Here is a 21149-nt window from a genome sequence, read left to right as displayed (position 1 = left end):
TAAAATCGTTTATTCCAGCCTGACTTGGGCCCCCCACAAATCTTGCGGGAGAAATACTCTGTCGGTGGGTAGGGGAGCAACTGGGGCCGTGAGGGTAAATTGACCTGCTTCAATTTGCTGCTTCAATTCTAATGCTACTTGCCGGGAGAGAAACATACTCGCCAAGGGGGCCGCCCGCACCGGTTTGCCCTCGATGAGAATTCGACCAGTTTTTAATTGAGCGTAGCTGACTAAACCGAATGTGGGACGAACGCGCCGGGGGATAGAGAAATCTACCACCGGCGCTACTATTTTTTTGTCGGAGACTGCACAGTTGGCTACCACTGTTTCGTTTAAGACTGGAAAGGGGATGCCGACTCCCAGCATCAGCGACGGGCCGTAGTTTTTGAAGTAGCAGCCGCGCACCCATTTGGAGTTCATCTGTTTGGCGTCGCCGATGAGTGCGAGGGTGGCGGCCGGGCCGATGGGGGTGCCGTTGGGCTGGCGTTTTTGCAGCGGGAAGTGCTGGGTTCCTTCCCAGGTGATGTAGCCCTGAGCGCCTCCCAGCCAGATGCGGGTGCCGATGCCGATGAGTTGGAGGTGGGGGTCGTTTAGCAGGGGTGACATGGCTCCCAGGCTCGAATACACGGCGTTGCCGAGGTTTGGTTGCAGGGGGCCGAGGTAGGTGAACAGCGGACGATCGCCCCCGTTGACTCCCACAATAAAGTTTTGATAGGCGTTCCGGGGATTGAATAAATAAAACTGGTTGATGGTATCGCGGGTAATTGTGGTTTCAAAGGAGGCGCGGGGGTAGCAGTCTGTGACTTGCCCCAAGGCTCGCAACTGCACGGGTTTCCCGGCGATTAAGTCTTCGATGACGTGTCCGCCGCCCCGTTCGCGGGATTCTTCGCCGTCTTCGGCTACTTGGGTGGCTCCCAAGTACAGGTCTACAGCCCCAAAGCCGGAGTAGGCTAAAACGCCGTCTAGCCAGCACTGGCGGATTTTGATCGGGGGATCGGTATGGCCGAGGTTGATGATGGCACCGGAGGATTCCATCGGCTCGAAGGTGCCTGCGGTAATCACATCGACTTCTTTGGCGGCTTGGCTAATGCTGGTTTCTTGGACTCGGTTTTTGAGTTCTTCGATCGTCCAGACTGTGGCTTTGCCTTGGCTGATTTTATCGTTGATTTCGTCGATCGATCTCATAATTTTAGTTTTAGTTTTTAGTTTTTAGTTTTATCGATCGATACCGTTGATTTAAGTAAACCGTATTGTTTTATTGATGGCCATCGAGTTGCTAAGTTTGTAGTCAGGACTTAAGTCCTCAATCTCGAATCAAGAAGGGAGCATCTCATCTCGTGCCTTGAAAAAAGCATTTTTTATTGTGCGAGTCTTGCACCGCGAACTCGCGGGGACAGCACTATTAAATGCAAAACCCAGATACTCCCAGTCAAGAAAAACTGAAGTCCGAACAATCAAACCTGAATTATTGATGGCGATCGAGTTGCTAAGTTTGTAGTCAGGAATTCAGTTTTCATTCTGAGAATCAAGAAGGATTGAATTCCTCACTACCCACCTGAATTATCGATTGACAGTATCGTCATTTTCTGCTTGGTCTGCGACGTCTGTTTTTTGTTCTGGAAGGCTTTCTTGTCTGTGATTTTTTACTCCTAGAGACTCATATTCTTCGTGAATAGCCGAATCGATTGCTGCTAAGGTTTGAGGATTCGCGTTCCATTGGTTGAGAATGTCTTTAATTAATACTTCCCTAATCCAAACTTGAGCTACAACGGTGAGGGGGAGAGCAAGTAATAGTCCTAAAAATCCAAAAAAGGTGGCGAAAAATACTTGAGAAATTAATGTTACTGCTGGCAGCAATGATACTTGCTGTGCCATAACGTAGGGAGTGAGGAGGTTGCTTTCAAACTGTTGAATTAGAAAGTAAAGAATTAAAACTAAACCAGATTGTAAGGGAGAGTCTAAAAGTGCGATCGTCATTGGCGGAATGACGCTCATCGTGGGGCCAATATTGGGAATCAAGTTAAGAAATCCTGCTACTACAGCGTGAGCTAACGGTAGGGGAACTTGCAAAATTGACAAACCAATTAAGCTCAACAAAGCAATCACGCTCATGCTAATCAGAGCGCCGATGACCCATCGACCGAGAGCTATTTCGCATTCATCTAAAATACCATCGATTCGCCGGCGGTAAAAAGAGGGAAATAGTTGTATAAATGCTTTGCGGTAAGAGAGGGGATCTGCTAAGGTCATCAAGGTCAAAACTAAGACCAGCAAAAAGCTGAGGATAACCCCTAATGTGTTGCCAACAAAAGCTCCTGCACCGCCAACGAGTTGGTTGAACAAGGGTTGCAGTTGTCGCATAATATCGTTAACATCAAGATTCGGCAGCCTTTGATCGAATTGTCCCGAGAAGCGAGCTTCGATTTGATCTACCCAGTCGTTTAGTTTAGCGATTCCTTCAGGTGCTTTTTGGGTCAGTTGTTGGAATTGTAGGGCAAAGGGCGGTACAATTATCAGGAACAAGCTTACCAAAACCAGGACTAAAAAGCTAATTGATAAAAGTACGGCGATCGACCTTTTGAGTCGGAATTTTTGCAAGTAGCGTGCTAGTCTGTTTAAGGCTGTGGCTAAGACGATAGCGGCAAAAAGCAGCAGCAGGGCTTGTCTGATTTGCCAGAGGATGTAACAAGATGCGATGAGGGCTAATAAGCCCATCCACTGTCCTAGCTTCATTAGATTTTAGCTTTGAGATTTGAGATTTGAGATTGAGGAGTAGAGTATTGGGAATTATAAGAATATAACTCTTCGTATCTCTCGTTTACAGCCGCATTTTGAGTCCCCTCGCATCCCCCTTAAGAAGGGGAAATTTGAGCAATTTCTTGTTCCCCCCGACTATCCGGGGCGCTAGGGGATCTAGGCATAATCGTCAGACACCAGTCTGGCACTACATTCACAGCTTAAGTTGACTCCTACCTTCACTAAGATACTCTATTCGGACAGCAAAGAAAGCAATTTCCTCAATTACCTTTGGCGAACACCTGCTGCGCTGTCAGATGCAATTCTGGGAAAGTTGGGGACTCAATAATCTCAGCCCCTCTGAATTGTTTGACTTGATATTCGCTATCAATTAGTTGGTAAATTGAAAAAGTAGGTTGTTTGGGGTTGCCGATGAACCGTCTGCCGCCCAATCCTAGATAGTCTACAATCCAATATTCTTGGATGCCAATTGACTCGTAAGCCTCAAGCTTTAGGGAGTAATCATCCACCCAGTTAGTGCTGGTTACTTCTACAATCAGGGGAACTGATGAACCCATTGTAAAAATTGATACTTTTTGCCACAAAGGCTATTTTTCAATGGTTTGTTCGTTAAGTACAATAATATCTGGTTCATGTCCCGATGACTCCCTAATGGGTTTGATGACAGATTCTTTGGGAATGAAGTAGGGCAATTGTAGCAGTCTGATTTCAAAGTTTAGATATGCTACGAGAAAACCTGTCAGTTTAGAATGTTTATCTGTTGGTTTTGGGGTCTCAAAAATCTCTCCATTGTGCAATTCGTAGCGGTGTTCTGAGTTGTCAGGATACCAGTCAATGAATTTATCGAATATTACCAATTCTGCTAGGGCTTGAATCATGGTTATGGCTTCTAGTTTGGTTTTGGTTGCCCTAAGCTATAAAACTTATTTGATATCTATTCTGCGTAAATCTCAGAAACCGGGTTTCTCTCTATATCTCTCGTCACCCAACCAAAAACTCCAAGAATACCCGGTTTCTCGCCATGAGCGTAAATCTCAGAAACCAGTTTATCTCTATATTTCTCGTCACCCAACCCAAAAACTCAAAGATGTCAAATGGGTTCTATAGAATTACTATAACCTTCAAGTCTTTCTCGAACAACTCTTTGATAAAAAGACTCTAACGCAGTCACGCAAACTCTATCGTCAAATAGATTACCTTGTCGCTGACTCATGCGTTGTGCAATATCTAGCCGCCATTTTGAATCTCTACCCAACTTGACAGCAATTTCAATATATTCTGCTTCATTTTTAGCGATTGTGTCTGTCACTCCCAGCATTTTGAGAAAGCTATAGGTGTGAAGTCCCCGCATAAATTCTCCCGGACAAGTTACTATGGGTAAATTGCAGGCGATCGCCTCCAAAGATGTATTCCCCCCCGACCAAGTGAAAGTATCTAAGAAAACATCGGCAAGAAAGTTAATTGCTATGTAATCTTGTCGAGTTGGAATAGTTCGGAACAGACAGTAATCTTCACTGTCAAGATTGATAGCAGCAAAAGCACGTTTTAGCCGTTCCCGCAGCAATTCACCGCGCGGAAAAATAAACTGAGCTTGCGGAACGCGACTCGCAATTTCTGCTAATATGAAATCATATTGCGGTAAGTATTTGAAAGGGGCTTGGCAGCACAAATAAATTACTGCATCTTCTCGGAGGTCAAAATCTGAGCGAGTCTGAGTTAATTTACCAACAATGGGTTTTGGGTAGGCAACACCAATATTAGGCAACTTAATTAAAGTTTCTGAGTAATTCAATTGCCCATCTTCGGGTTCCATCAATTCGCTGGAAATAAAGTAATCAATCGTCGGCAAACCAGAGGTGACAGGATGTCCCCACGCCGAACATTGCACGGGGGCAAGGCGCAAAGCTGCTATTTGGATAGTTGGTGCATCCATGCCAATTTCTGGGAAGACAAGAATATGCAATTTGTCATCAATAATTTGTTGGCATACGGCTTCTAGGTTGTAGGGAATGTGCCGAAATTCTGTGCTATATTGACGAAATTGTTCTGTAATTGGATCGGGATCGTTACCCGTATAGTAACAGTAAATTTCAAAGTGTTTTGTGTCGGCATAACGCAACCAGCCAGTCAACCATAAAGTTCCACTGTAAGAATGCAAGTAACTAGAAATATAACCGACTCTAATTTTGCCATTTTCCAACACTGGAGGAATCGATTGCGGTTGCACCCACTGCGGATAGTTGGCGGCCATAACTTGATGGACTAAATTAGCATACTTTGATTGCGATTCCACAACATTGTGAGCCTGATATGCTAGGTAAAAATTAGTGAAACTACTAAAACCCCGGAAAGCATTAATTTTGTCTTGTGGAGTTTTTAGGGATGTTTGCTGAATTAATTTTTTTAATTCTTGAACAAATCTTTTTTTGTAAAATTGTATTTCATCTGATGTGTTATAAATAATCGGCAATGTTAAGTGTTTAAACAGTTGAAAAACATATTCATTAGGCAGTATTTGCGTTGCTTTTTCTGCACTTGATATAGCTTCTTGAGTGCGTCCGTTTTGCTGGCAAACTTTGATGAGTTGAAAATGCAGTTGTCCGGCTGTCGGGTAATTGCGGATGCTTTGTTCAAGAATCGCGATCGCTTCTTCGATTCTGTTGAGGTTTCTTAAACACTCGCTTAAGTTACCATACAGTTCTATATCTCCTATCTGGGATACTAAAAACCTTTGATAGTGCTTAATGGCTGCTTCGTATCTTCCTTGGCGGTAGAGTTGGTTGCCGAATTCTCTCAACGCTAATGCTTGGGAATCAACTGTTATATCGCTAAGTTGTTCTTGTTCCACTACTGGAATTGGTGCGATTCCAGAGTCTGCTACTGCTTGGTGATTTTCCGCACTCAACTTAATTCGATATTGAATATGTGGCAAAATATCTAGCCACTGGCTTCGATTGAGATTTTCCAATAAAATAATTTCCGGTTCGCAGCTAGTATCTAAATCTTCTTCCATGAAAAGATTCATCACAATAGCTGATAAAATCAGATTGGCATCTAACTCTGACTTTTCTAAGGATTCACTGACATATATTAAAATAGTTAAAAAATCGCGATCGGGATGACTTACCAGACTCCTAATAATTTGTTCTAACTCTAAATAAACTGATTCTTCGGCTTGGTTCCAATCAGGAAAAATCAGCAAATTTAAGGGTTTGAGATTTAAGGTGGCTAGATCCATGTGATTGTCTGTCTCATCTATATTGCTGGGCATGAATGGGTTTTGGTTTGAGTGTTCGATCGCACCTAGCTTAATTTAACTCGTCTTTGGGCGCGATCGCCCTCCATCCCCTATCTTGGCTGTTGGCGCGATCGCCAGCCGAGGATAGCTGCTAGCATCAGACTGGGGGAAAAGACGGCGATGATGGCGTTGAGGTCGGTAGAGGGGATGGATAAGCTAGGCCCTGCGTACTTGATGGCTAGGGAAAGGGCGGCGGAGAGGGTGAATACTTTGAGGATCGGGCTGATGTTGGTGTTCATTGATGTGCTGGTTGGTTGTATAATCAGGGATTGAGATTATTATGGCAAGTATGTGTTGCGGCTTGGCGGGCGATCGGCTATTTTTTGAGATACTAGGATAATTTGCCAGCGTTGAGCGCAATTGAACATGGATCGCCAAAATTTAGAGTTAATAGAAAACATTCGCCAGCAATTTGACAATACTCCTTATCCCAGAATCCCGCTGGAAGAATCTCCAAAAGACAACAGCGAATTGCTCTACCTTCACAATCTTGTCACTGCTTACTACTTCAGAAATAGAAAAGTCATCAATACAGAAGGTAAAGTTATCCTTGATGCAGGATGCGGCACCGGTTATAAATCTTTGGTTTTAGCTATAGCCAATCCGGGAGCGAAAATAGTAGGCATTGATTTATCAGAAGAATCTGTGAAACTAGCCGAGCAACGTTTGCAATATCATGGGGTTGCTAATGCAGAGTTTTATGCTTTGAAAATAGAAAATTTACCAACTTTAGGGTTACAGTTTGACTATATAAATGCTGACGAAGTTCTGTATCTCTTGCCCGATGCTGTTGCTGGATTGCAGGCGATGAAGTCTGTTCTGGCTCCCGATGGCATCATCCGCACCAACCTTCACAGTTCAAATGGTAGAGCCGGAGTATTTCGCGCTCAAGCTGTTTTCAAAGCAATGGGATTAATGGATGGATCTCCGGGAGAATTGGAGATAGAAATAGTCCGCGAAACAATGGAAGCATTAGAAGATGAAGTAGGGCTTAAGGCATTCACCTGGAACTCAGATCGCGCGCAGAATGAGTCATGGATTATGTCTAACTATTTATTGGTGGGTGATAAAGGTTCTACCATTCCTGAAGTGTTTGCCATGTTGAGATCCGCCGATCTAGAGTTTATCAATATGGTGGCTTGGCGCAGGTGGGATTTGATGGATTTGTTCAAAGATGCAGGTGATTTGCCTCCGTTTTTGGCGATGAGTCTGCCAGAAGCTTCTCTGGAAGAGCGGCTGCATTTATTTGACTTGTTACATCCCCTGCACCGTTTGTTTGATTTCTGGTGCGGCAATCCCCATCAGGCTCATGATTTTGTGCCCGTGGCGGAATGGACGGAAGCTCAATGGCGGGAATCACGGGTACACCTGCACCCGCAACTGAGGACTTCTCAGATTAGGGAAGACTTGAGTAATTGCATTGACAGTCAGACGGCGTTTGAGATCAGCCGTTATATTATTGTGCCAACTCTAGCGCCGGTGGCGATCGACAGTACAATTGCCGCTTGCTTGCTACCTCTGTGGGAGGGGCCGCAGTCTGCGGTGTCGCTAGTCCAGCAGTGGCTCCAAATCCGCTCCCAGATGGCTGTTAACCTAGAGACTGTTAGCGAACAAACAGCCTTTGAGCAAGTCAAGGAACTGTTGATTAGGCTGGAAGTCTTTCTATACGTGCTTTTGGAGCGTTAACACCGGGAGTTGAAAAAAAATTGCTCTGGGGTGATATTAAAGCGCCGACAACTGGGTAAGTTACATATAAGAGTTAGAAACGAGCATCCCACCCCCTCAAGGAGAAAAGACTTATGAAGACTGAATTTAAAGCCAAGTTCCTGCAACACATCAACAAAAGAAGACAGGATCAAGGTTTCACCCTGATTGAACTGCTGGTTGTTATCATCATTATCGGTATTTTGTCTGCTATTGCTTTGCCAGCCTTCCTCAACCAAGCCAATAAAGCCAAGCAGTCTGAAGGCAAACAGTATGTCAGTTCAATGAATAAGGGTCAGCAAGCATACTACGCAGAGAATACTAAGTTTGGGAGTAACGTTGCCGCTTTGGGTCTCGGCCTCAAAACTCAAACCACTAACTATAACTACAGTGTAGTAACTACCGCATCCTCCGCTGATTCCCTGGCAGGTCCCACTAATACTTCCGCTCTTAAAGGATATGCCGGTGGGGTAGGTTTAGTCGATGCTGGCGACGCCAAAACCACGCAAAGCATAATTTGTGAGACTACCAATACTGGTAATCCTGCACCCGCTAATTATGGTACGACAGAAGTCACCTGCGGAACAGGTATGACCATAGTTCAGAAGTAATTCCCAATCCTCACAATAATTGTTTCTTAACGGGAGCGGGTAGGACTCTGTGTACTACCTGCTCTTATCTATTTTATAAAAACTGTTTTGAACAGCTTAGTCTATGGTTTCTAGTGATTTATCGGCTGTAGAATCTGATTGGCCGGAAAAAACCGCTCAATTTCTGGTTCAAGGAAATTACATTCAGGCTGCAAAGCTTTATGAACAAGCAATTGAAGACGAACCAAATGTCAAGTCGCACTACTGGCACTTAGGGTTGATGTTGCTGTTGCAGGGACAAGAAATTGAAGCTCAGACTACTTGGCTGTTGGCAGTGGCGGAGGGAGAATCTGAAGAAATAGAGCAGTGGAGTGAGGAGCTAACACAGGTTCTGCAAACAGAGGCGAATAGACAGCGGGATCTGGGTGACTATGCAGTGGCTTGGGCAATTCGACAGCATATAAGGGAAATTAATCCTACAGATATCAATAATCTATTGCATTTGATCGGGCTGTCTACCATGCTTGAGACATATAGTGGGGAGGAATTGGTAGATATTGGCGTCATTGAGCTGCTTAAGTCAGAACAAGCAAACGGGGTAGACTTTGAGCTATTGATGCAAGTATTGAAGAATGTTTTAGACCGGGCTCCTTTTTATCCGTCATCCTTTGACTTGACGGAAGCTAGTACAGCCCACGTCAAAGAGCCCCTAACTTTTTTAAGTATTTTAATACCTTTTGTTTATAAGATTTCTTACTTAGCAAAGCAATTTGCATTAGCAGCACGCTTCGGTGAGCTGGGCTTGCGTATAGCTCCTAAAAATCCAGAATTACTGGGTGCTTTGTCTTCTTTTTATCAAGATATTGGTGAGCATACCAAAGGAATAGAAACTGCTAAGTTGTACTATTCCGTTTTGGAAGACTTAGCAAATAAAGTTTACGCTAATTTCCTGATCATGCGCGGTTTGATGGGAGCTGGTGGTTATTGGGAGGAATTTTGTTTAGCGTTGGAAGCGCAGAAGTCCCTGTTAGCGGCTTTGATGGAGGAGCAACCGACATCCCTAACTCAGGGTGCTAATCTTGGTTTATTTGTGTCTGTGTTTTTTTTCCCATACTTTCAGGATATCCCACAGGAAAACATACAAATTCGCTGTCAATTAGCTCAGCTTGCTCAGTTAAATGTTGAAAATTATGCAAAGGAGAAAGTGGAGAAATGTCGCCAGAGGCGATCGCCCCTTCTCAAGATCGATCCTCCTAGTAAACGTTTGAAGATTGGATATCTGTCTCATTGCTTACGCAGCCATTCTGTGGGGTGGTTGGCGCGGTGGGTGTTTGAGTACCGCGATCCATCTCGCTTTGAAGTAAATGCTTACCTGCTCAGCTCGGAAATGAGTCGCGACAAGGTAGAAGATTGGTACATTAGCAAAGTTGACAAAGCTTATAAATTAGGATTAGATAGTTATGAAGTTGCTGAAAAAATTTACGAAGATGAAATAGATATCTTAGTAGATCTAGATAGTGTAACGCTGAGTAATTCTTGTGAAATTATGGCAATTAAACCAGCACCTGTTCAGGTGACTTGGCTGGGTTGGGATGCGTCGAGCCTCCCAAGTATTGATTACTATATTGCCGATCCTTACGTTTTACCAGAATCAGCTCAAGACTACTATACGGAAAAAATCTGGCGTTTGCCTCAAACTTACATAGCAGTCGATGGTTTTGAGGTTGGGGTACCAACCTTGCGACGCGATCACTTGGATATCGGCAGTGATGCTGTGATTTATCTGAGCGCTCAGAGGGGATATAAGTATCACCCCGATACCGCACGGTTACAACTGAAAATTCTTAAGGAAGTACCGAATAGTTACTTTTTAATTAAAGGTTTGGCGGATCAAGAATCACTCAAAAAGTTTTTTGTCGAAATTGCGGAATCAGAGGGAGTGGGAGCGGATCGCCTGCGATTTTTAGGATTGACAGGATCGGAGGTAGAACACCGAGCTAATTTGGGCATTGCAGATGTGGTACTAGATACATATCCTTATAACGGAGCTACAACAACATTGGAAACGCTGTGGATGGGCGTTCCTATAGTAACACGAGTAGGGCAGCAGTTTGCTGCTCGTAACAGCTACACTATGATGATGAATGCAGGTATTTCCGAAGGGATTGCTTGGACTGATGAACAGTATGTAGAATGGGGAATTCGTTTAGGAAAAGACCCTGTTTTGCGCCAACAAATATCTTGGAAACTGCGACAGTCACGACAAACTGCTCCGCTGTGGAATGGTAAGCAATTTACGCGAGAGATGGAAAAAGCTTACGAGCAAATGTGGCACAAATATGTTGAAAACTATCAGGAGTAGTAAGGAGCTTTTGTAGAGTAATTATCGTACAAATCCGAGTAGCGAAACTCAAAATCAACGCTGTACAATCCACGCTCAAATTTCAATGGCGCTGTTGCTTCAAGGGAAGATATTGAAGTAATACCAATTTTATGTGAAGCTGCATATAATATAGAGATAGCGTTGATGGTGCGTTTTATGGCTCGTAGTTTAAAAATCACAATTGAAGAAAGTGTAGAATTTTTAGAAAAACAACTAAAAAATACTCGTACTGCCAGTCAGAAAGAACGAATACAAGTATTATGGTGGTTAAAAACAGGGCAAGTACAGGAGCATCAAGAATTAGCGAATCGTTTGGGGAGAGATAAATCTACGATAACCCGCTGGTTACAAAAGTAGCGACTTGTGGATTGTCGGAATTATTGTTGGTGAAAAAAGCCCCTGGACAAGAACCACACTTGACAGGTGATGCATTAGCAGGACTAAAAGAACGTTTGGCAACAGGAGTCCCCTTCAAAAGCTACGGGGAAATTGTGGAATGGCTCAAAAGCGAGTATAATCTATTCCTTACTTATGCAACAGTTTATGCATGGGTGCATTATCGCCTTCATGGAAAACTGAAAGTACCACGTCCCCAAAGTGCTTTACAGGACGTAGCAGCAGTGGAACTTTTAAAAAAAACATCGTTCCAGCAGTATTAACGTTTCAAAATTATTTTGGCAAGGGTAAAAGGCTACGATATTTATGCCAAGATGAAACCCGGTTGGGATTGAAAACATTGACGGGAAAAGTAATTACAGCTCGGGGGGTAAAACCAGTTGCTCCCATACTGTGGAAACGTGAAAATTTTTGGTTGTATGGGGTAGTCGAACCAATGAGATTGCTGGCATTTTTGCCAAGAATATGCTCATCTTAACGGAGAAGATTTTCAGCAATTTATTGACGCTCTTTCTCTACAATTGGGTAAAGATATTGCCCTCATTCACATAGATAGAGCGGGTGCTCATATCACTAATGAACTCTCTCAGTGCCCGAAAATTTAATTCCTGTCTGTCAACCCTCACATAGTCCAGAACTTAATCCAATTGAAAGGGTTTGGGAATATATCAAACAGCAACTTGTTGGAGAGGTTTTTACAACACTCGATCAATTACGAGAGCGCTTGAAACAAGTTATTGAAAAAATCACTCCTGAGCAAATTAGTTCGTTGTCATCTTACAAGTTTATTCTTGAAGCCCTATTCTATGCAGCTTCATATTAAATTGGTATAACAGCAGATTGTTCAATTTTTCTCTGGAAGCAATACATACTGACAGAGATGATTTTTCTGGTGAACATAAAGTCCAATCAATAGGAAATTGTTCGTGGTTAGGTTGGGTTATTTACCGGGGATGAGAGACTCGATATCATAACCATCAATGTAATCCAAAAATCGGGAAACAGCAGGCAGAGAAGTTATTCCTTTGTTGACAAGCTCTGGAAATTGAGCCAAACTCTCAACGATATTTTTGGCAAAATTATAGTCAGGGTTGTTGCCATAGTGTAAAGTTAAATACTCTAATAATTCCAGAGTATAGTCAGGGAAATTGAGAATATCAGCAATGCAAGCTAATTTGAGAATTTTATCTGGTGTTTTTAGATTGTTTTCCAAGCCGTCTTCTATCAGATCCCGCAAGTAAAAAGCATCTCCGTATAATAACTGTCCAGCGCGAACTGTTGAACGAATTGGAGATCTGCTCCGCAAACGATAAGCTCGATCTAAATCGAACAAAGTAAATCCTTGTTCCCTGAGATAAATATCAACATCAGCAAATAAAGGCTGATTTTTATAGAGGTGTGAAAACTCGACTTCAGCCTGCACAGCAAGAATAGACTGTCCCAAGATTTGAGAAGCACCTTGTAATACTTGTAATTCTGCGCCCTGAACGTCAATTTGTAAAAAGTCTATTTCCTCAATCCCTTCACTTTGGCAGAACTCATCTAATGTAGTTGTTTCTATTCCCATATAAAAATCTAAGTTGACTAATTCTGACAAGCCTGAAAAGCGCTCTAGATAAGGTTCATTAGGTGGGTACAAAGAGCTGCACATGGGATGCTTAGTTACATAAAGTGTAGATTCGCCTACAGAATTTGCTAGCGCTAGAGGAATATGTTTTTCTGTCCAATTTATTTGTTGAGCTTCCAGAGCAGTATTGCTCGCCTCACAAGCATCAGCATCAGCATCAAATCCATAAATAGTCAGATTTGGTGCAAATATTTCCCAGCCTTTTTGGCCATACTCATCTTCACTGGTAAGTTTGCGGGAGCCAACGTTACAAACTGTCATGTGAATCCGATCTAAATGACCGCTTCTCTTTAAACTGGGTAGAAATGCTGACATAGCCTAAGTTTTCCTTTGGTTTATTAATTGAAATGTACTTTTAAGATTGAGAAATGAAATCTATTTTGCTCTCAGGAACAGCGATAATATTTAGGTTTCCATCCAACTCATCAGATGAGTTTATAGGAATTAGTTGCTGGGCGTAAGGTTGATAGCGAAAGAGTTTATACCCTTTGCTTTTAAGATAATCAGCAACAGGTAAATTACTGCCTTTGCTCGTAGCGATATTTTCATAGAGGATGATAGGAGAAAATTTAGATAATATTTTTTCCCCACCTATTAAAACTGACATTTCGTGTCCTTCTGCATCTATTTTAAGATAATCAACTCGGTTGACGTTTTCCTGCTCAACTAAACTGTCCAAAGTAAAACACGGAACTTCTTCAAAGGAACCAATTTGCATTGATTGTGCCGCATCACCAGTAACAATTTCGTTCAACTCGGTAGCTGCGTAAAGCTGCAATCGTGCTGTACCAATGCGATCGCTAGCAGCTCCAGCACATATTGTTACCGAATCGAACTCGTTGATTTTACAGGTTTCTTCTAAGCAGCGCAAACAACCTGTAAAAGGTTCCACTGCTAGTACACGACCTGTAGCCCCCACCCGTCGCGCAGCAGTAAAGGTATAAACGCCGACATTTGCGCCAACATCTATCACGGTCATGCCCACTTTAACAGAGTTTCGCCAAAATTCCATTTCATGTTCAAACCAATCTCCCTCTGCCAGTAGGACACCTGTTACAATACTCCGAAAACTTGCATCAACGGCTAATAATAAATCTTTTTCAACAGGTAGGTAAGTGACAGAAGAATTTGCTGCTAACTTTGCCCATTTCCAATCAGGATCGGTAGGATCTTTCTTGTGAAATGTACGAGCCTCATTTAGCCAGTAGCTAGATGAATTTCCATCCTGTATATCTCGATAAGCGAGGTAGAGAGCTTGAAAAATTTGTGGCGAATGTGGCGCTAGCTGCTTGGCTTGGTGCAGGTATAAAAGTCCTTCCCTTAAATTGTTAGCCATGCACGAGACTCCTAGTTTAAACTTGATGGAACTCGAATCTGGCAGAACCTTCTCTGCTAGATTTAGTAGTCGGAGTCCACCTGCTGAATAAAATACAATGTGAGTTCGACATAGCACTTCGCTGAACAGGAGAAATGCCTGAGTAGAAGCATCTCTTGCTTGAAGTAGATGTGTCAATTGCTCAGCCAAAGTATTAAGCAAACTGTTGCGCGGTGAAGGCAAGTAAACGAGTGCAGGGGGAAGTTTCTCTATGGTACTGTAAACATTGGGGATGGTGTTGAGAAAAGCAGGAAAACCAAGTTCTATAGCTTGCGACATTTCTCCAGTCATCGTCAAGATGAGAGCTAGATGAGCTATACAGAGAGGAGAGCTATCTTGCTCTATTCCTTGGTTTAAGGCTTCTAAAGCCATATTGAGGTAAAGTTGGCGATCTAATAAGTCTTCAGACTGTTCTGCTAAGATCAAAGCTAATACTGCAACGTTGTTTAAGTCGGTGCTGGAGGTAGGTTCTTCCCAGCAGGTGCTTTCAAGGATTGTCGCTATACGAGCTAGAGAATTTGCATCCAGACCAGGACAATTATGATAAATATAGTCGATATATTTATCTCTAAAGTCGCGAGAAGAATCCATTGATTTAGCCTCGAATTTCCCACAGCTTATCTCAGAAATTTCTTGAGGAGAGAGGGGAAGGGCAAGTAATAAAGCATCACTAACTTCTTTGCTCATTTTTGACCAAGAAAACTTTTTCGCTTGCTCAATTCCAGCATCTATCAAAGCTTCGCGTACTTCCGAGTTTTGGATTTGGACAAGTGCGATCGCCATTGCTTCAACATCATCATCCTTAACATATAAAGCTGCCTCTCCAGCCACTTCAGGTATAGAAGCATTGGGACAAGTAATAACTGGACAGCCACAAGCCATTGCCTCTAAAATCGGCAACCCAAAGCCTTCATACTGGGACGGATAAACTAGCGCAATAGCACCCGAAAAAGCTGCTTTTAACTCTTCATCGCTAAGGGGAAGCTTATGCACTGTACTCCCAGAAGTGTAGGGTTCAAATTCATCCTTTGTTAAAGCGCTGTGAGCTGTGCAGACAATATCAAATTCTGGTTGATTGGGCAGTTGCGCGAAAGCTTGCAAAAATAAGGGTGCATTTTTATGACCACCCGCCGCACCCACCATCATAAAGTATGGCTTTGAGAGATTGTATTTAATCCTAAAATGCTCTATCTCCTCTGGGCTAGCTGGCGATAGTTTTGGGGAAACTCCACAATGAGCGACTGTTACTAAATCTGAGGAAATATCAGGAAAAAACTTTAATAAGTCTGATGCTGTATTGCGGGAAATAGTAATGTATGCAGATGCGTGGCGGATGCCATAATGTTTCTCGCGCCACATGGGTTCATCAAGATTTGTCTCAAAGACTTCAGGAGTCATGTCATAGGCGATAAAGACGGAAGGTGTTGATAGAGGCGTTGTGTAGTAAGTTGAGATAAATAAGTCAGCTTCCTGTTCGTCGCAAACTTGCTGTAGCATTTCGCGCTCGCTATCCGTCTTCTCATAGTCGTAAGCAGGAACAGGGCAATAGGCAATGCCAGGAATTTTTGGTGCAGTTCCAGAGCGATCGAGGACAATAATATGTTTGGCAAAATCCTGCGTCACCCACTCTTCTAAGAGCGATCGCCACACCCGCGCAATTCCCGTATTGTAAAGCTGGAAAAACACGCCATCCACAATAATCCTGGGGGTTAATTTTTGCATTGCTGTTTGTCTTGGCAACTCGTCAGGCTGAACAAATCTCCATAGATTACGATCTTGGTCGCGTCGTGCGATCGGTTCTACACCAAAAGACTCAGCCCTATCAACCATTGTTCCATCTTGCACCCATGACAAGTAATTGCCCAAACGCACAGGAAACTTAGTTTCTACTTGCAGCTTCTGCCATTGTGCAACTGCATTTTTATAACCATAATATTGTTCTTTAAATGCTAGCTGTTCTAGCGTCACATAAGCAAAATGCTGGAAAACCAACCCCTTTTTTTCTGTGTCTTCATGTAAAAAAGGGTTGACTTCTGCAACATCCCTCCATTCGCCATCTGATAAAGGTTCAGCTAATCTTGGAGGTTCGTGAGCGATCCAAACACATCCCGGTTTAAACCTCCAAGTTCGCAACCATTCCTGTGCAGGGTTCTGAGCATAACAGTTGCGAGTGCTAATCACCTGATTTTCTCCAACAAAATACCAGCACCAATAAAAAGCTGCTGTTTTTTCTGGATTTTCAACGAACATTTGTCTGGCTTTACAAATTTGCTCAACAGTCCACAGTTCATCTGCATCCACCTGCCACAGCAAGCATTCCTCTTTAATATTTTCCAGCGGTGCATTTACCATTTCACGCTTTCCATCCCAAAAAACACCTTCTGGCTTGCGATAAACAGTAATATTTTTTGGATATAGCCGTGCTATTTCATCTATATAGTCTGATGTACCATCCTTGCTGCGACCCCGATCGTGAAGTTCATCAGTAATTTTTCCGCCCAAGCTAAGCATCCAAGCACTATCGTGTTTTTGCTCCGCTACTCCCTCAATAATATGCCAATGCCATTTAAAAGGTAGTTGCTGCAAAATCTCTATATGGTAGCGGATGAAAGGTTCACCATTTAGGACTATTGTGAAAAAATGAATAGGCATATAATTTTGCAAAATTGGTTCACTATTCCAGGGGTCAAATGGAATTAATTTTTCGGACGACAAGTGCGGACGAAAGAAAAATTTGCCTATTTCGTTAAGCATACAAGCTGCAAAGGAGAATGAGCTATTTGAAATTGCTACAATATCGCACTGGCTCAATATGTAAAAATCCGGGTAAAACTCCGCTTCCGGTAACTCCAAACCGAAATCTTTGGTCGTGACGGGATTATACTCCTCAAAATCACTTAAAACTTTTTCCGGTTCATCGCTGGCAATAAATAGTATTGGTTCGTCGAGGGTTTCCCACAAACCTTGTAGCCATTCTCTGTACCATTCGCTCGGTGCTATAAAAAAATCTTCGTAGCCGTAGTCTCCGCGCCGCAAATGCAAACCGACGATTGTTTTGCCGCGCGATCGCAGACGAGCGATGGCTTCCTTCATTTTCGTTTCTATTTCCCGTACAGGTTTGAACAGGGAGCAGAAATACTCTTGGTGCAGTTTGTAATACTTTGTGTGATATTGAAAGTAACCCCAAAAGTTTACATTTTTAAATATTTCTTTCGCATTAGGGATGCGAGCTGCTGACAATTTATTCGTGGGTTCAGTAACTACCGGCAACTCTTGAGAAATGGGCGAATCATTGCAACCAAAGAGATATTGACCGATCCAAGCTGGCATTTCTACTTTCAAGTTATGTTCTTTCGCATAAATTTTCAAGAAAGCATACTGAAATATTTGATTGGCAAACCGTCCGTTTCTACCCAGCGTGGACATTGTGACTGCGGGCTTTTTCACATAAAACGCATCGCCCCAAGATGGATGGAACGGTGTTGTAGTTGCTACGCGATCGAAACCGCATATCTCCAGAAACTCATCGATTTCGTCAATTAAAGCACAGCCTTCATAGAGTTCTTCATAATTAACTTCCGTATTAATTGCTTCTATGTGTTTGAGAACATTGGTTGCTCCTTGGAAAGCCAAAAGCTCTGCACCTTGAATATCAATGTTTAAAATATTAAAATCGGCGGGATTAACTTGAAGTTCTTCTAAAAGCGTATCCAGATTTCTCGACTCCACAACTACACGCTCAACTTCCTTGATTTGCGGATAAATCTTTTGATGCTCCTTCAATGGCAATATCGAACTGCTTTGATCCAGAGAAGTTACATATAATGTGCTTGTGCCGTTGATATTGCTAATTGCACAATTCACTGCGTGCACGTTAAGAAAACCCGCTATGTTTGTTTTTAAACGTTCAAATACAACAGGGTTAGCTTCAATTAACAGTATTCTTTGTACTCCCATTGATTGGTATCTTGCAATTTCCTTGCCTTCGTGGGCTCCAATGTGAATAACGCCGCGTGGCACAACAGAATGTTTTACGCAAAGCTGCTGCAAATCGAGCATATTTTGTGCTTCACTAAAAATCAAAGCTGTGAATCTCTCGTTCACCGCTAAATAGTTGCTATATTCGTAATTCTCATATTCTGGTAAAAACTGTAGTAAGGGTTGTAAAGCATTGGGCAGTATTTTAAATATTGTGTAACTAAACTTTTGTAAATGCTCGAATACTTGTTTTAATGTGATGTTAGCATCGATAAATGTTCCACCATACTCAAACTGAATATAATCTACTTTGCCTTTTTGCAACAGGTGAGTTGCTCCGTAAAGAACTTGTAGTTCGCCGCCTTCTGTATCAATTTTTAAGAAATTAATTCGCTTTATGCCCCTAGTTTGGACATAATCATCAAGGGTAGCTGTTAAAACCTGAAAAGGCTGAGGCGAATCAATGTTATATTGTTTTTCGATTTCAAATCGGCGGTGTAATGTACTCCAACCTGAAGATTTTTCGTAATAATAAAATTCCCTGATTTCCTGTTGGTGTGCTACTGCCAAGTTGTTGAACACGAGTTGACCGCTTTTAATCGGTTCAGCCAGGTTTTGTAGAAGTGTTTGATAGATTGGCGGTGCTGGCTCAAACAAATGGATTTGAACGTCGGGATATCGGTTTAATACTTGATTTGTCCAGCTACCTATATTTGCGCCAATATCGAAAACTACATTGCCAGGAAAAATAAAGTTTTCTATTATTTTTAATTCATAATTATTGATAGACTCTCCGTTATTAATATTATTAGTATACGCCTCAGTGATTTGATGATTTTCTTCCTGTTTACCGCTTCCTGTATTGCCTAAATTTGCGATTGAATCTTGGCAATACTGAACAATTAGTTCTTTTGCTCGCGCCGGAACAGCAATAATAACATCATCAACAATTACAATGTGTCGGCGGTTTTTTGCTGCATTTAATAAATTTGATACTGTGTTAATATCCGGCCATTGTTGAGGCAAATGGGGTGGCGGTGGAGGAGATAAAAACAATCGGGCATCATCAATAAAAATAAAGTGTTCGCAGTGGGAACGGTTGATAATTTCGATTTCTGCGATTAACGGACACTCATCGCTTTCTCCGTAAGTTAACCCTCCACTCCAATGAGCATCAAGCCAGAATAAGCTGGGTTTTTTCAGTCTCGAAACTGTTTTTTCCAGCAGATTTCGGGTATCACCGTACAGAAAATCTATGTTTGTGATATGACCATATTTTTCGGTAACTTTTTGATAAATGTCTTGAGAATACTCTATTGTAAAAACTTGTTCAAATACTTGGCTGGCCCAGTATGCTGTATGACCTTGATATGTTCCTGTTTCAATAAAATTATCTAGACCGTAAACTTCTTTAAGTTTGTATATAATTTCGATTGGCGGTCCCATGCGTACTATACCCATATTCAATCCTTTTCTGAAACTAAGTCAGTCATTTGAATTCTCAAGAACCATTTAATTTAAAAGTTATCCATCTACTGTAATAATGAGTTACCGATCGCCCTTTCCGCTACTTTTTCCCCTTCGCCTGTCCCAACAATACCTTATAATCAGCTCTGTCAGGATTTAGCTTGACCAACTTTTCCAAAGGCTCGATCGCCCCCACCTTATTATTCATCTCCAACCGCACCTTGGCCAACCCCTCCAGAGCCGTCTGATTTTGAGGTTCCCGCCGCAAAACTGTCTCATATCCCCGTTCCTGCGCCGCCAGCAAAGATTCCTGAGAAACAGCAGCAGCAGCCACCGGTTTTTGTCGGTGCTGACTGCTCAAACCGCTGCTGAACAGACTCACAATCCCAAAAATCGCAGAACCAGCAAACCCAACCATCGATACTAACGCAAAAATCTGCTTAGTTCGATCGCTCTTATTGACCACCCGACGATCGCTCGATTTTGTCTGTATACTTTCCATTGCTAACCCTTAGCGCGGCTGTTTTCCAGGCACTCGCACAAAGCACCTATCTCTAGATTGCCCAAGTTCGATCGCAAAACGATCGCCCCTCCCATTTAAAATTTGAAGTTTTTAGAACATACACAAAATCCAATATTTGTCAAGTTTTTCAATCCAATCACCTATTCTAGTTACCATTAATTCGATCGCACGGTTTGTCCGCACCTTCAAATTTCATCGGGATTGATACCCTGACTTCTTAAATACTCTGCAAGTCGATCGGCCCGCTGTTGTTCCTGTTCGGCCCGCTGTTGTTCCTGTTCGGCCCGCTGTTGTTCCTGCTGAACCCGTTCGACACCCCACAACAACAAATTCCCATTCTCATCCCACCAGCGCAACCAATAACCCCTCCTCTGAGATTTTTCTCCTTCCCAAACCCCCAAAAATAAATTCATTGATTCTATCCAAAATCGCTGATTAGCATCCGGTTGTTGCAGTTCATATTCTCCCGACTCTGAGAGTCTGTAAACTTCCAAAATTCCCAGCTTAGGCTCAAAAATTACATAAACTGGCACTTGCAAAATTCGCTCGTAAAACCGCCATTTTCCGTAAGGATATGTCGGTTTTGTGGAATATTCGCTGCCATCAGGATCTGATAAAAATTCCATCACTACTGCCGGTACTTCTCCCTCAGCATTGGGAGTATAACTGCGGCGAATTTCTCCAGATTCGGCGGGCAATACCGAGGGCACATACACCCAATCCGGTGCTTTTACTATTGTTTTGTCGTTGACTTTAGCGCACAGTCCAAAGTTGGAAGCTATCAGCATTGAAGCTAAAATGAATCCTGCAAGTTCCAAGGATTCTCTGAGGGCGGCGGCTAAAAGTGGCTGGTCGATATTTTCCACAGGGTCATCTGGTAATTTGAAGTCTTCTGGTAATTTTTCCCAAGTTATAATGTACTTGGTTTTGGTTTTAGTTTCGACAGGTTTCGATAATGTTTTAGTCATTGGTTTTTCCTTGTGGTAGAAGTGATTTTCTGGACGCGATAAATTTTTGATTAAAGTTTGCTAACGATCGCCCTTTAACCCAA

14 protein-coding genes and 1 pseudogene are annotated in these 21149 nt (G+C 42.6%); 6 read left to right on the top strand and 9 right to left on the bottom strand.

Translation table 11 applies throughout. The features are described 5' to 3' along the window. Positions 1–9: 9 nt before the first annotated feature. The 5 genes and pseudogenes from AACV78_RS07190 to AACV78_RS07170 form a co-directional block, all read right to left on the bottom strand. Complete coding sequence (locus tag AACV78_RS07190) at positions 10–1185, bottom strand: homocysteine biosynthesis protein (RefSeq protein WP_194010677.1); 1176 nt, start codon at positions 1183–1185, stop codon at positions 10–12. Positions 1186–1560: 375 nt separating this feature from the next. After that, positions 1561–2733, bottom strand: a complete 1173-nt coding sequence (locus tag AACV78_RS07185) for an AI-2E family transporter (RefSeq protein WP_194010676.1) — start codon at positions 2731–2733, stop codon at positions 1561–1563. Positions 2734–3017: 284 nt separating this feature from the next. Next, positions 3018–3635 (bottom strand): annotated as a pseudogene (locus tag AACV78_RS07180) (Uma2 family endonuclease). Between the two features lie 212 nt (positions 3636–3847). Beyond that, complete coding sequence (locus AACV78_RS07175; protein ID WP_228042103.1) at positions 3848–6028, bottom strand: O-linked N-acetylglucosamine transferase, SPINDLY family protein; 2181 nt, start codon at positions 6026–6028, stop codon at positions 3848–3850. A 77-nt stretch (positions 6029–6105) separates the two neighbouring features. Continuing rightward, entirely contained in the window at positions 6106–6294 is a 189-nt protein-coding gene (locus AACV78_RS07170; protein WP_194010675.1) for a hypothetical protein, read from the bottom strand. 127 nt (positions 6295–6421) lie between these two features. Between AACV78_RS07170 and AACV78_RS07165 the strand changes: the two genes are divergently transcribed. From AACV78_RS07165 to AACV78_RS07140, 6 genes are all read left to right on the top strand, one after another. Next, a complete protein-coding gene (locus tag AACV78_RS07165) occupies positions 6422–7741 on the top strand; it encodes a class I SAM-dependent methyltransferase (protein WP_194010674.1) in 1320 nt (439 codons plus the stop codon). A gap of 113 nt (positions 7742–7854) precedes the next feature. After that, on the top strand, positions 7855–8370 hold the full coding sequence (locus tag AACV78_RS07160) for a type IV pilin-like G/H family protein (RefSeq protein ID WP_194010673.1): 516 nt from the start codon (positions 7855–7857) through the stop codon (positions 8368–8370). Positions 8371–8473: 103 nt separating this feature from the next. Beyond that, positions 8474–10711, top strand: a complete 2238-nt coding sequence (locus AACV78_RS07155; protein ID WP_194010672.1) for an O-linked N-acetylglucosamine transferase, SPINDLY family protein — start codon at positions 8474–8476, stop codon at positions 10709–10711. Between the two features lie 165 nt (positions 10712–10876). Continuing rightward, entirely contained in the window at positions 10877–11089 is a 213-nt protein-coding gene (locus AACV78_RS07150) for a hypothetical protein (protein ID WP_194010671.1), read from the top strand. 29 nt (positions 11090–11118) lie between these two features. Further along, entirely contained in the window at positions 11119–11391 is a 273-nt protein-coding gene (locus tag AACV78_RS07145; protein ID WP_194010670.1) for a COG3415 family protein, read from the top strand. Between the two features lie 326 nt (positions 11392–11717). Then, entirely contained in the window at positions 11718–11951 is a 234-nt protein-coding gene (locus tag AACV78_RS07140; protein ID WP_194010669.1) for a transposase, read from the top strand. A gap of 117 nt (positions 11952–12068) precedes the next feature. Here the strand turns inward: AACV78_RS07140 and AACV78_RS07135 are convergent, their stop codons facing one another. From AACV78_RS07135 to AACV78_RS07120, 4 genes are all read right to left on the bottom strand, one after another. Then, a complete protein-coding gene (locus AACV78_RS07135; RefSeq protein WP_194010668.1) occupies positions 12069–13070 on the bottom strand; it encodes an FkbM family methyltransferase in 1002 nt (333 codons plus the stop codon). 40 nt (positions 13071–13110) lie between these two features. Next, complete coding sequence (locus AACV78_RS07130; protein ID WP_194010667.1) at positions 13111–19554, bottom strand: FkbM family methyltransferase; 6444 nt, start codon at positions 19552–19554, stop codon at positions 13111–13113. Between the two features lie 121 nt (positions 19555–19675). Further along, positions 19676–20077 (bottom strand): tetratricopeptide repeat protein, encoded by a 402-nt coding sequence (locus AACV78_RS07125; protein ID WP_194010666.1) that lies wholly within the window; start codon positions 20075–20077, stop codon positions 19676–19678. Positions 20078–20283: 206 nt separating this feature from the next. Next, complete coding sequence (locus AACV78_RS07120) at positions 20284–21066, bottom strand: Uma2 family endonuclease (RefSeq protein WP_194010665.1); 783 nt, start codon at positions 21064–21066, stop codon at positions 20284–20286. Positions 21067–21149: the final 83 nt, after the last annotated feature.

The organism is Tychonema sp. LEGE 07196, from assembly GCF_963890365.1.
In the GTDB taxonomy this organism is placed as follows: Bacteria; Cyanobacteriota; Cyanobacteriia; order Cyanobacteriales; family Microcoleaceae; genus Microcoleus.
The sequence above is the reverse complement of the archived record's forward strand: the minus strand, read 5'-3'. Positions and strand labels throughout refer to the sequence as shown.